Genomic DNA, 12,871 nt, shown 5'->3' with positions numbered 1-12,871 from the left:
CCGCTCCGGCCGGACCCGCTCCGGCCGGACCCGCTCAGGCCGGACCCGCTCAGGCCGGCCGCAGTGCGGTGAAACGCCGCAGCCGCAGACTGTTCGTGACGACGAAGACGGAGCTGAACGCCATCGCCGCCCCCGCGATCATTGGGTTGAGCAGACCGGTCGCGGCAAGCGGTAGCCCGGCCACGTTGTAGGCGAACGCCCAGAACAGATTGCCCTTGATCGTGCGCAGGGTGGCGCGCGACAGTCGGATAGCATCCGCCACCAGGCGGGGATCCGCGTTGACAAGCGTCAGATCCGACGCCTCGATCGCCGCGTCGGTGCCGCCGCCCATCGCCAGGCCCAGATCGGCCTGGGCGAGCGCGGCGGCGTCGTTCACCCCGTCGCCCACCATGGCCACGACCCGGCCCTGCGCCTGCAAGCGACGGACCGCCGCGACCTTCTCCTCGGGCAGGACCTCGGCGATGACATCCTCGTCCGCGATGCCGACCTCGGCGGCGACGGACCGGGCGACCGCCTCGGCGTCCCCGGTCAGCAGGACCGGGTGCAGCCCGAGCCGACGCAGATCGGCGACGGCCGCGGCCGCGGTGGGCTTCACCGTGTCGGCGACACTGATCAGTCCACGGGGACGGCCGTCCCAGCCGACCACGACGGCGGTATGCCCGGCGGCCCGTTCCCGGTCCAGCTCGGCGGCGAGCGCGTCCGGGAGTTCCACGAACACCTGGGGCCGCCCGACGAGCACCGCATGCCCCTCGACGGTGCCGCGCACGCCGAGGCCCGCGGTGTTCGCGAAGTCCGCGACCGGCGGCAGCACACCGACGGCCACCGCGTGCTCCCCAGCCGCACCAGCGGCCACCGCGTGCTCCCTGGCCGCGTCGGCGATCGCCCGGGCGATGGGGTGCTCGCTCGCGTCCTCCACCGCCGCGGCGAGCCGGAGCACCTCGGCGGCGTCCTCGCCGGGAGCCGGCAGCACCGCGACAACCTGCATCCGCCCGCTGGTCACCGTGCCGGTCTTGTCGAGTAGGACGGTCTGGACCCGCCGCGTCGACTCCAGCACCTCCGGGCCGCGGATAAGGATGCCCACCTGCGCACCGCGTCCCGTCCCGACCAGCAGCGCCGTCGGCGTGGCCAGGCCCAGCGCGCAGGGGCAGGCGATGATCAACACGGCGACGGCCGCGGTGAAGGCGTCGGTCGCCGGCTGCCCGAGAGCCAGCCAGACCCCGAGGGTGACGAGTGCGAAAATGATCACCACCGGAACGAACACCGCCGAGACCCGGTCGGCGAGGCGCTGGACGCGGGCCTTGCCACTCTGGGCCTCCGTCACGAGCCGGGCGATGCGCGCCAGCTGCGTGTCGGCACCGACCCGGGTGGCCCGGACCACGAGCCGCCCGCCGACGTTCACCGTCGCCCCGACAACCGCGTCACCCGGGCCGGCCTCGACGGGCACCGACTCGCCGGTGACCATGCTCGCGTCCACCGCCGACAGCCCATCAAGCACGACGCCGTCGGTGGCGATCTTCTCGCCCGGACGGACGACGAACTCGTCCCCGATCCGCAGCGCCTCGACCGGGATCCGCTCCTCGACCCGCCGCGGGCCAGTCCCCCGCGCGCCGTCCGCCGGCCGGACGCGCAGCACGGTGACGTCCTTCGCCCCGAGGTGGAGCAGCGCCCGCAGGGCCGCGCCGGAACGCCGGCGGGCACGTGACTCCAGGAATCGGCCGGCGAGCAGGAACACCGTCACCCCGGCGGCGACCTCCAGGTAGAGGGCCGTGCCCGCGCCGCCGTGGGCACTCCCGCCGGTGCCGTGACCACTCCCCGAGTGGACGATCTCGCCGGCCGAGGCTTCCGGGCCCGGGAATCCGCCGGTGAACGAGAACGAGTGCCGCATCCCCGGCTCGCCCGCTCCGCCCAGGAACAGGGCGTACAGCGACCAGACGAAGGCGGCCAGCGTTCCGAGGGAGACCAGGGTGTCCATCGTCGCGACACCGTGCCGGGCGCCCCGGGCCGCGGCCCGATGGAACGGCCAGCCTCCCCAGAGCACGACCGGCGTCGCCAGGGCCAGCGAGACCCACTGCCAGTAGTCGAACTGCCAGGCGGGCACCATGGCCAGTACGATCACCGGCATGGCGAGCGCCGCCGAGACCGCCAGCCGGACGCGCAGCGCCCGCAGCGCCGCGCCGGGTGCGTCGTCCTGCGTGCCGCCGCCGTCCTGCGCGCCGCCGTCCTTGGCATCCGCCGCACCCGCCACCTGCTCGGCCGCGGTGCCGGCTACGACCTCGGTGTCAGCCTCGGCATCGGCTGCCGTCTCGGCCCCGGTGTAGGCCGCCGTCTCGGCCCTGGTGTCAGCCGCGGTGTCAGCCGCGCGTCCGGCGGCCGGGGCCGCGGAGTAGCCCGCGGCCTGGACCACGCGGATCAGATCGTCGAGACGGACCGCGGGGGCCTCCGTGTCCGCGAGGGTCACGGTGGCCTTCTCGGTGGCGTAGTTCACCGAAGCGGTGACGCCGTCCAGCTTGTTGAGTTTGCGTTCCACCCGCGCGGCACACGACGAGCAGGTCATCCCGCCGATCGCGAGCTCGATCCGCGCGGGGTGACCCCTTCCGACGTCGAGAGTGGTCATCAGCTCTCCCCTTACGGCGGATTCCTGACGGCGGACCGGAAGGTACCGCCGGTCACGGGCGGTGGGAGCGGACACACCCGCCGACCACCGGCACCGTTGGCACCACCGAAGCGCTACGCCCGCCCGACAAGCTCGTATCCGGCCTCCGCAACGGCCTCCCGGACGGCGCCGTCCTCGACGACGCCATCGCTGACGAGGGTGACCCGACCCTCGGCCAGGTCCACGGCGACGTCCGACACGGTCGGCAGCCGCGCGAGCTCCTCGGTCACGGATCGGACGCAGTGCTGGCAGGTCATCCCGGCCACCGTGTAGGTGGTCGTGTAGGCGGTTGTCGTCATGGCCGTTCCCGTCTCCTCGTCTCCTCTTGTAAGCCGCCCCGGCCCCAATGGATCTGCCCGACCCACCGGCCCACCGGCGCCCGTCCCACCTCCCGAACATACCCTCCCCCCGTATGGTGTACCGGTACCCGGTGGGGGTATCTTCCGAACCAATGGTCGATCATCACGGGGGAGATCCCACCCACGCCGACACAGGAAGGCCGCGACGCACAGCCCCACCTTGGCCAACCCGCCGGCCTACTTCGGGCAACATGCCGAACACTTTCCGCACATGTCGAGCTTCCGGCACCATCGTGGATAGCAGGCGCACGGGACTGTGACCGGATGGGCGGCCAGCTGGGCGACGGGAGCGCATCACATCAGCGCATCGCAATACGGCCGGGTGGTCCAGAGTCCATCAGATCCTGCGCGGACGGACGACCGGCACATCAGCCGGGCACCCACGACCCGGCACGTCGGGGCGCCGCCTCGCGGTGGTCACCCACCGGTCCGGCGCGGCCCGCTCCCGGCGCGGCCCGCTCCCGGCGCGGCCCGCTCCGTTGAGCGCGGCCTCCCGCCCGGATACCTGTCCAGAAAGCTGCCGGCGGACAGGAATCGTCACCGAGGGGGACAGTCAGCGGGCGGCGGCCAAGCGGCGGGCAACCTCGGTGGCCCAGTAGGTCAGGATGATGTCCGCCCCGGCCCGGGAGATCGCGGTCAGCGTCTCGTCGATCGCCCGGTCCCGGTCGATCCACCCGGCCGCCGCGGCGGCCTCCACCATCGCGTACTCGCCCGACACCTGGTAGGCCGCCACCGGTACGTCCACCGTGTCGGCCACCGCCCGCAGCACGTCCAGGTAGGCCAGCGCCGGTTTCACCATCACCGCGTCCGCGCCCTCGGCGAGGTCGAGCGCGACCTCGCGCCGGGCCTCCTCGGCCGAGCGAGCCGGATCCTGCTGGTAACCGGTCCGGTCCCCGAACTGCGGGGCGCACTCGGCGGCCTCGCGAAACGGCCCGTAGAACGCCGAAGCATACTTAGCCGAGTAGGCGATGATCGGCAGGTCGACGAAGCCCTCCGCGTCCAGCGCGGCCCGGATCGCGCCGACCTGGCCGTCCATCATCCCGCTCGGCGCGACGACCTCGGCACCCGCACGGGCCTGCGCCACGGCGATCGCGCCGTAGCGCGCCAGGGTGGCGTCGTTGTCGACCTCCCCGGAGTCGGTGAGCAGACCGCAGTGCCCGTGGTCGGTGTACTCGTCCAGGCACAGGTCCGTCATCAGGACGACGTCGCCACCGACCTCGGAGGCAAGATCGGCGAGCGCGAGCTGGACGATGCCGTCCGGGTCGTCGGCGGCCGAGCCCCGGGCGTCCTTCTCCGCGGGCACACCAAACAGGATGAGCCCGCCCACGCCGGCCTCGGCGGCCTCGACGGCCGCCCCCCGCAGCGAGGAGCGGGTGTGCTGGACGACACCAGGCATCGAGGCCAGTGGAACGGGATCGGCCACGCCCTCCTTGACGAACATCGGCAGCACCAGGTCGGACGGGTGCAACCGCACGTTCGAGACCAGCCGGCGCAGCGCGGACGAGCGGCGCAGCCGGCGGGGACGTGCCGTCGGATAGCCGGCCCCGGCCCCGGCCCCGTTCCCCCGGGCCTGCGCCCTCACCGCCGCGAGCCTCGCCGTGGCTTCGGCAACCGCGCAGCGAGCGGCCCGATCTTCCCGAGCTCCTCCCGGTGTTCGGCAGCGAACTCCGCCAGCGCCCCGACAAGGGCGGGGATGGACGCCTCCGGAGCCTGCACGTCGACGCGCAGCCCGAGCTCCTGGGCAGTGGCGGCCGTCGCCGGACCGATCACGGCGATCACCGTCGTCTCGTGGGGCTTGCCGGCGATGCCGACCAGGTTGCGCACGGTCGAGGATGAGGTGAAGACGACCGCGTCGACCCGGCCGCCCTTCAGCGCCTCCCGGATGGATGCGGGCGGCGGAGCGGCACGCACGGTGCGGTAGGCCGTCACGTCATCGACCTGCCAGCCGCGTTCCTTCAGGCCGGCGACCAGGGTCTCGGTGGCGATGTCGGCACGCGGCAGCAGCACCCGGTCGAGCAGGTCGAGGGTGTCGTCGAAGTCCGGCCAGTCCGCCAGCAGCCCCTCGCTGGACTGCTGCCCGGACGGGACGAGATCGGGCCGGATACCGAAGGTGCGCAGCGCGTCGGCCGTCGCCTCGCCGATCGCCGCAACCTTGACCCCCGCGAACGCGCGGGCGTCGAGGCTGCGTTCCTCGACCTTCTCCTGCACCGCCTTGACCGCGTTGACCGAGGTGAAGGCCACCCACTGGTAGCGCCCAGAGACCAGACCGGTGATCGCGCGCTCCATCGGGGCGGCGGTCCGCGGGGGCTCGACGGCGATCGTCGGCACCTCCAGCGGGCTTGCGCCGTGCGAACGCAGCAGGTCGGACAGGATCGCCGCCTGTTCCTTGGTCCGCGGGACCAGCACCGTCCAACCGAACAGCGCCCGGGTCTCCCACCAGGAGAGCTTGCCGCGGGTCGCGACCACCGGGCCGATGGACAGCACGACCTGGGTGATCGGGGTGGGGGCCGCGGTCAACAGCGGTGCCGTGTCCGCCTCGACCCGGTCGAGCGTCGAGGTGACGGTGCGCTGGTCGGTGGTGGTGCCGTCCACGGTCACCGCGATCGGGGTGTCACCGGGCCGCCCGTGCTCGACGAGCGCCGCCGCGACCTTGCCGACCTCCGTCGGTGCCGCCGTGACCACGAGGGTGCCCGGGGTCTGGGCGAGGGCACCCCAGTCCAGGTCACCGGGGGAGGAGATCGGCGCACCGAACCCGCCGAAGCCGCCCGCGGCACCGAGGCCCAGCGGCGAGCCGAACCCGCCGGTTCCCAGGCCACCGCCGAGCCCGCCCCCGAGACCGGCGATCGGCCGTCCGCCCAGCCGCGAGGCCCCGAACGGAGGACCGGTGAGCGGACCCACCGGCTCGCTCCCGCCGAACGGCGAGGACGCCGGCACGGTGCCCGACGACGAGAAGACCCCGGAGGTACTGGCGAAGGTGACCGGCGCGCCCGGGGCGACCCCGGCGTAGGTCGCGACCGCGGCGCCGGTGAGGATGCCGGGCACCACCCGATAGGGGATCTTGGCCTTCGCGAGCGCCTGGGCGTCCGCGGCGCCGATGCGGGTCAGCCACGGATCGGAGGCGTAGAGCCGGACCACCTTGTCACCGGCACGGGCCCTGCTCACCACCGCGGCGGTCGCCGCCTCCGCGTCACGGACCGGCTTCGGCGCCTCGAGGTCGCCGATGCGCAGCACTTCGGCGGTGAGGTTCTCCACCACCGCCGGCGCCACCTCGGGATCGGCAACCACCAGGTCGGCGGCGGCCAGGGTCTCGACCGCGAGGACGGTGAGCAGTCCGGGGTCACGCGGTCCGGCACCCACCAGGGCGACCGGGGAGACGGGCTTCTTCGTTCGTCGGGTGGCCATGCTCAGCGGGTTCCCATCAGCGAGTGTGCTCCGGCGGACAGCATGTCGTCCGCGAGGCGCTGCCCGAGCGCCTCCGGGTCGACGGCGGATCCGGTGACGTCACGCCGGAGGACATCGCTTCCGTCCGGCGCGGCGACGACCGCCCGCAGGCACAGACGACCCGCGGGAGGCGCACCGCCGGCCTCCGCCGCGGCTCCTTCGGCCAGCTCCGGAAGAAGCTCGGCCAAGGCGCCGACCGGGGCAGTACAACCAGCTTCGATGCCGGCGAGGAACGCGCGTTCCGCTCTGACCGCGACGGACGACGATGCGTCATCGAGCACAAACCGTAGCAGCTCGGCGAGGCCCGTATCGACGGGCTGGCCGCCATCTGACCACGTTTCGCCACCGGTTTGTCCCACAGCGGGACCTGAACCCGGCCCGGCGGGCACCAGAGCGCGCGCCGGACCGGCCACGACGAGCCCGGCACCGCCCGTGCACTCGATCGCCAGGGCTCCCTGGCCGGGCGCGGGCAGCATCACCGTGGGTTCGAGGATCTCGGTGACGGCATCGAGCCGGTCGAGCCGCGCCAGCCCGGCGTGCGCGAGGACGACCGCGTCCACCTCACCGTCGATGGCCTTCTTCAACCGGGTGTCGACATTGCCGCGGATCGTGACGACCTCCAGCCCGAGGCCGAGAGCACGCAGCTGCGCGGCGCGACGTGGGGATCCGGTCGCGATCCGGGCGCCGGCCCTGAGCTCGGCCAGGCGCCGCCCGCTCGGGGCGACCAGCACGTCCCGGGGGTCCGCCCGCGGCGGGACCGCGGCGAGCACCAGACCGGGTGGGGTGGCCGTCGGAAGGTCCTTCAACGAGTGGACCGCCAGGTCGATCTCGCCGGACAGCAGGGCGTCGCGCAGCGCGCTGACGAAGACGCCGGTCCCGCCGATCTGGCTGATCTCCCCGGACGAGCGGTCCCCCGCCGTGACGATCGGCACCAGCTCGACGGCGCAGCCCACCCGCGCCCGCAGGGTGGCAGCGACCGTCCCGGACTGGGCCAGCGCCAGCGCCGAGCGCCGTGTTCCCAGCCGCAGCCGGCGGCCGGCGAAACGGGCCAGCAGGTCGGCGCCGGTACCCGTGGCGCCGGTACCCGTGGCGCCGATGCTCGTCGGATCGGTACTCGTCGGGTCGGTACTCGTCGGGTCGATCCCCGTCACGAACGCTCCAGCAGATCAAGGTCAGGCGCGGACACCACGGCGGGCACCTCACGCGGCAGATCGAACAGTTCCCGCAGGGCCTCGGCGTAGGCGTCCCCACCGGGCGCCCCGGCCAGCTCCTGTACCCGCACGGTCGGGGCGTGCAGCAGCTTGTCGACGACGCGCCGGACCGAGCCCTCCACCAGGCTCCACTCCCGATCGTCGAGGTCGGGCAGGCGGGTGTGCAACCGGGCGAGCTCGCTACGCACCACGGCGGCGGCGTGGGCCCGCAGCGCGACGACGGTCGGCGCCACCCGGCCCGCCCGCCGGCGGTCGAGGAAGCTCGCGACCTCGGCGGCGACCAGCGCGCGGACCGCCTCCACGTCGTGCGTCACCTGGGCGCCGTCCAGCGCGATGCGCAGTGCGTCCAGGTCGATCAGACTCACCCCGGGCAGCTCGCGCACCCCCGGGTCGATATCGTGCGGCAGGGCCAGATCGAGGAAGACCAGCGGGCGCCCTGCCCGGCCGGGCAGGGCCGCGGCAACCAGCTCGTGCTCGACAACGAGACCGCTCGCGCCGGTCGAGGAGATCACCAGGTCCGCCATGGTGATCTCGTGGGCCAGGTCGGTGAGACCGACGACCCGGGCCTCGTGGGCCTCGGCGACGCGGGCCGCCCGGGCGGCGGTCCTGTTCGCGATCACAACCTCCCCGGCGCCAGCTCGCCGGACGGTCTGCGCGGCCAGCGATCCCACCGCGCCGGCACCGATGAGCAGCACCCGGGTCCCGGCCAACGGCGGGGGTTCGGGCGTCACGGCGTGTCGCGGCCCCTCGGCCGCGACTCCTCCCCCGTCCAGCGCCCGCCCGCCCGGCGGCGCCACCGGCACGGCCGGAACCTCGCTGTGGAGGCCCAGGCCGGAAGCGGCCAGCCGGACACCCACCGAGACAATGGAGGCGCCGGCGGCATCGATGGACGTCTCGGAGTGGGCCCGCTTGCCGACCCGCAGCGCGGCCTGGAACAGGCCGGACAGCGCGCTGCCCGCCACCCCGGCGGCCTGACCGGCCCGGAAGGCCGTGCGTACCTGACCGAGGATCTGGCTCTCCCCGACAAGCATGGAGTCCAAGCCGCACACCACCGAGAACAGGTGCCCGATGGCCCGCGCCTCGTGGTGGACGTACAGGTGGCCGGCAAGATCACCGAGGTCGATCCCACAGATCCGGCTGAGCTGGTCGGAGATGTCGGCGACCCCGCCGTGGAAGGTCTCAACCTCGGCATAGATCTCGATGCGGTTGCACGTCGAGAGCACCACAGCCTCGCTGACGTGGGTGCCCTCGGCCAGATCGTGCAGGACCTTCGGGATGTCCTCGGCCGAGACCGAGGTGCGTTCGAGCAACGACGTGGGCGCGGTCTGGTGGTTGAGCCCGACCACCAGGAGGCTCACGACGCCTCACCTCCGGCCATCAGCGCTCCCGCGGCCGGCAGCGTCCCGCGCGCCGGCGATCCAGGCTCCGGGGTGTGCTCCAGGCGCACCGCGCCCGGTTCCCCCTCCCGATCATCCCGGGTCGGCCGATCGTCCCGAGCCATCCCGGCCGGACGAGCTGCCCCCGCCGGACGAGTCATGCCTACTTGCCGAGTCACCCGCACGACCTCATCCGTATCGGTCTCCAGCCTGCCCGCGGAGGGCTCCGTCCCGTCCGCGCTCGTCACCCCGTCCAGGCCCGCCGCCCCGAGCGCGGCGAGGACCTCGTCGCCGCCTGGCAGCGCCTCGCGTGCCGAGGGCGCCCGCCGCGCCGGGCGCGCCCGGCGCGGCGGCACGGCGTCACGCCCGGAGCCGGCGCCCGGTGTGGATCTCGCGCCCCGTCTCGGTGATGTGTCCCGTGCCGGCGACGGACGTTTACGTGCTTCATGGAACGAGAGGATCTGCAGTTCCACGGCAAGGTCGACTTTACGCACGTCCACACCGTCGGGTACCGAAAGCACCGTGGGGGCGAAGTTGAGGATGCTGGTGACCCCGGCAGCGACCAGACGATCACACACCCCCTGCGCCGCGGCTGCCGGCGTGCAGATCATCCCGATCGTGACCTGACCCTGGACGATCACCTGTTCGAGATCGCCGACGGGACTGACGACAACCTCACCGACCCGCTCGCCGACTCGCTCGGGATCCGCGTCGACCAGGGCCACGATCCGAAAGCCCCTGGCATAAAAGCCGCCGTAACCCGCCAGGGCGTGGCCGAGGTTGCCGACTCCCACCAGCACAACCGCTCTGTCCTCGGTGAGGCCCAGTTTCGCGGCGATGCAGTCGAGCAGGACATCCACCTCGTAGCCGACGCCCCGCGTGCCGTAGGAACCGAGATGGGACAGATCCTTGCGAACCTTGGCCGGAGTGACTCCGGCGGCGGCCGCGAGCGTGTCCGAAGACACAGTATAAACCCCGCTTTCCGCCAATGTCGTCAGCACCCGGAGGTAGAGCGGAAGCCGCGCGACCGTCGCCTCCGGAACGTCGGAGGAACGCCTGGAAGCCGTGTCACTACGTGTACGTCGCCGGATCACCGCCGGGCGACGCCGTGGCTGACTCATCCGCGGCTCCGATCTCTAGGCGCGCGGTTACGCCCGGAGCTATGGGCCCGAATCCGTGGCCCCGCCGACACCCAGCGTGCGGTAGTCCCGGCGTGCGGTAGTCGGCGCCACAAGTCGGCTGTCCTCGGGCAGTGTACGACTTCGTGAAGGGATTCACGAAGTGCCGAGGAGAGCCGGCCCCCTGATCAGCGACCACCCTTGGCAGGGCGCAGCGCCCACCGGCCGCCGGCGAGCGCCCGCCGCAGCCGGTCCTCCTCCACCCGCCAGTAACCGTGTTCCCGGCCGTCGAGCAGGATGACCGGCACCCGGTCGCCGTAGGCGTCGGCAAGCTGGGGATCGGCGTCGACATCGGCCTCCCGCCACCCGACCTGCTCCTGCTCGGCGACCCGGACGACCGCCGCCCGCGCGGTGTCGCACAGATGACATCCCGTCCGGGTGAGCAGTGTGATACGCACACCGTCGCGGCCGGAATCCGCCTGTTCCAACCCGTCGTCCATTCCCCGATGGTAGGCGCGATCCCCGTCGCCGCCGAGTGGCTTTCCGAACCGCTCGGTGGGACCGAGGTCCGTTCAGGGGCCCGGCCCCGGCCCCGGCGTGCGGTCCGGTCCGGACCTCGCCGGAAGACGCCCTCTGCCTGCGCCCGGACGATCTCCGACTTCCCGCGCTCCCTCCTCCGGCTACACTCAGCTACTAACGGAACCATGTGCGCCGGGCCTTCCGGCCCACCTTGCCGCGACCGCATCCTCCGGAGCCCGGGCTGTGACCGAATGCACGCTCGCCGACCTCGTCGACCTCGTCGACCTCGCCGCCCCGCGCCGCGGCCCCCTCCGCCGGCAGGACGCGATGTCCCCGGTGGGCGCCCGGGAGGACCGCGAGCGAGTCGGGGACCCTCAGGGCGATCCGGCCGACGACGACCGGACGGCGCTCGTCGCCCGGGCCCGGCGAGGTGACGTCAACGCCTTCGGGCTGCTCTACGACCGGTACGCCAACCTCGTGTTCCGGTACGCGCTGTACCGGCTGGGCGGGGATCCGGTGGCCGCCGAGGACATCGTCAGCGAGACCTTCCTGCGTGCCTTCCGCTCCATCGGCACGTTCCAGTGGCAGGGACGGGACATCGGTGCCTGGTTCATCACCATCGCCCGCAACCTGCTGGTCGATCAGGCCCGCTCGGCGCGGCGCCGGTTCGAGATCCCGACGGCGGACATCCTCGCCGCGGCCGAGCACCGAGCCACGGCGCTGACGGCGCCGAGCCCCGAAGAGTCGATCCTGGCCGTGCTGACCCGCCGCGAGCTGCTCGACGCCGTCCGCGAACTGCGCCCGGACCAGCAGGAGTGCGTCGCGCTCCGGTTCCTCGAAGGGCTGTCGGTCCGCGAGACCGCGCTGGCCATGGGCCGCAACGAAGGGGCGGTCAAATCCTTGCAGTTCAGAGCAATTCGGACACTTGCCCGCGCCCTTCCCGCAGCAGGCACGGCCTGACCTCCGGGCCCCTCGCCGTGAGCGATATCCCAGATCACGTCGCAACCCCGGCCCGGTCGTTGTTCCACCGGCACTTTCCCGCCGTCACGTTCGAGCGGCGGCCGCCGCGAAGTCGTGCCGCACCGTACTCTGACGGCGTGCCGGCGAACCATGGCGTGGATCGCGGCGCGCGGAGGTGGCGACAAGGGGTGGGTGGCGGCCCCGGTCACTTCCCGAGCCGAGCCCTTGCTCCGCCCCGGACAGCATGGAGTTGACGATGAGGGTGCGACGACGCAGGGACCTGGCCACGACGAGGCAGGCCGCCGAGGCCGCCGCGATCGCCGCCTTGAAGGTCGCGGCCGAGGAGGTTCCGCGGGCTCCGCTGGACGAGTCGGCGGCCGCGTTCTTCGACGTGGACAACACCATGATGGCGGGCGCCTCGATCTTCTACTTCGCCCGCGGCCTGGCCGCCCGGGACTTCTTCAACTCGCGTGACCTGATCCGGTTCGGCTGGCAGCACATCACCTACCGGCTGCGTGGGCTCGAGGACCCGAGCGGCATCCGGGATGCTCGGGAGACCGCGCTTGCCTTCGTCGCCGGGCGCACGGTGGCCGAGATCGTCCGTTACGGCGAGGAGATCTACGACGAACGGATGGCCGAGCAGATCTACTCGGGTACGCACGCGCTCGCCCAGCAGCACCTTGACGCGGGCCAGCGAGTGTGGCTGGTCACGGCCACCCCGGTCGAGCTCGCCTCGGTCATCGCCCGGCGGCTGAACCTCACCGGCGCCCTCGGCACGGTCAGTGAGGTCTCCGCCGAGGGCACCTACACCGGCCACCTGGTCGGCGGCCTGCTGCACGGCCAGGCGAAGGCCGAGGCCGTGCAGGCGCTCGCCGAGCGGGAGGGCCTGGACCTGTCGCGGTGCTGGGCCTACTCGGACTCGATCAACGATCTGCCCATGCTCTCCCTGGTGGGCCACCCGGTCGCGATCAACCCGGATCCGGACCTGAAGACCGTGGCCCGGGAACGCGAATGGCCGATCAAGGACTTTCGCACGGCCCGCAAGGCAGCCAAGATCGGCATTCCGACGGCAGCCGGGGTGGGCGCGCTCGCCGGCGGGGTCGCCGCCGGCATGGCGTTGCGGCGCCGGGCCGCGGGCGCCTAGACCTGTCTTCCGCACGTGCGTGCGGTGAGATAGCTACGTGGTTGATTGTTCGGATCGGGTCGGGCTGATCGGGATGCGTGGTGGCGGGTC

General features: G+C 72.9%; 10 protein-coding genes. 2 read left to right on the top strand and 8 right to left on the bottom strand.

Going from position 1 to position 12,871, the window contains the following annotated elements; all coding sequences use genetic code 11:
• Window positions 1-49: 49 nt before the first annotated feature.
• The 8 genes from BMG523DRAFT_RS00050 to BMG523DRAFT_RS00015 form a co-directional block, all read right to left on the bottom strand.
• The gene (locus BMG523DRAFT_RS00050) at window positions 50-2,614 is read right to left on the bottom strand and encodes a cation-translocating P-type ATPase (protein ID WP_043590050.1); all 2,565 of its coding nucleotides are present in this window, start codon (window positions 2,612-2,614) and stop codon (window positions 50-52) included.
• A 113-nt stretch (window positions 2,615-2,727) separates the two neighbouring features.
• Window positions 2,728-2,952, bottom strand: coding sequence for a heavy-metal-associated domain-containing protein (locus BMG523DRAFT_RS00045; protein ID WP_011434951.1), 225 nt, complete (start codon window positions 2,950-2,952; stop codon window positions 2,728-2,730).
• 613 nt (window positions 2,953-3,565) lie between these two features.
• The gene (gene hemB, locus BMG523DRAFT_RS00040; protein WP_023839819.1) at window positions 3,566-4,594 is read right to left on the bottom strand and encodes a porphobilinogen synthase; all 1,029 of its coding nucleotides are present in this window, start codon (window positions 4,592-4,594) and stop codon (window positions 3,566-3,568) included.
• Complete coding sequence (locus tag BMG523DRAFT_RS00035; protein WP_011434949.1) at window positions 4,591-6,414, bottom strand: uroporphyrinogen-III synthase; 1,824 nt, start codon at window positions 6,412-6,414, stop codon at window positions 4,591-4,593. Before BMG523DRAFT_RS00035 ends, hemB begins: the two co-directional genes overlap by 4 nt.
• A gap of 2 nt (window positions 6,415-6,416) precedes the next feature.
• Window positions 6,417-7,604 (bottom strand): hydroxymethylbilane synthase, encoded by a 1,188-nt coding sequence (gene hemC / locus BMG523DRAFT_RS00030; protein ID WP_011434948.1) that lies wholly within the window; start codon window positions 7,602-7,604, stop codon window positions 6,417-6,419.
• Window positions 7,601-9,022 (bottom strand): glutamyl-tRNA reductase, encoded by a 1,422-nt coding sequence (locus tag BMG523DRAFT_RS00025; protein WP_011434947.1) that lies wholly within the window; start codon window positions 9,020-9,022, stop codon window positions 7,601-7,603. Before BMG523DRAFT_RS00025 ends, hemC begins: the two co-directional genes overlap by 4 nt.
• Entirely contained in the window at window positions 9,019-10,134 is a 1,116-nt protein-coding gene (locus BMG523DRAFT_RS22375; protein ID WP_232234864.1) for a redox-sensing transcriptional repressor Rex, read from the bottom strand. Before BMG523DRAFT_RS22375 ends, BMG523DRAFT_RS00025 begins: the two co-directional genes overlap by 4 nt.
• A gap of 212 nt (window positions 10,135-10,346) precedes the next feature.
• On the bottom strand, window positions 10,347-10,658 hold the full coding sequence (locus tag BMG523DRAFT_RS00015; protein ID WP_011434945.1) for a glutaredoxin family protein: 312 nt from the start codon (window positions 10,656-10,658) through the stop codon (window positions 10,347-10,349).
• Between the two features lie 262 nt (window positions 10,659-10,920).
• Between BMG523DRAFT_RS00015 and BMG523DRAFT_RS00010 the strand changes: the two genes are divergently transcribed.
• The gene (locus tag BMG523DRAFT_RS00010; protein WP_011434944.1) at window positions 10,921-11,637 is read left to right on the top strand and encodes a sigma-70 family RNA polymerase sigma factor; all 717 of its coding nucleotides are present in this window, start codon (window positions 10,921-10,923) and stop codon (window positions 11,635-11,637) included.
• Between the two features lie 256 nt (window positions 11,638-11,893).
• Window positions 11,894-12,781: an HAD family phosphatase gene (locus BMG523DRAFT_RS00005; RefSeq protein ID WP_011434943.1), complete on the top strand. Its 888-nt coding sequence runs from the start codon at window positions 11,894-11,896 to the stop codon at window positions 12,779-12,781.
• The last annotated feature ends 90 nt before the right edge of the window (window positions 12,782-12,871 follow it).

It is taken from the genome of Frankia sp. BMG5.23 (assembly GCF_000685765.2).
Lineage (GTDB): Bacteria > Actinomycetota > Actinomycetes > Frankiales > Frankiaceae > Frankia > Frankia casuarinae.
This window is presented reverse-complemented; position numbering and strand designations above follow the sequence as displayed.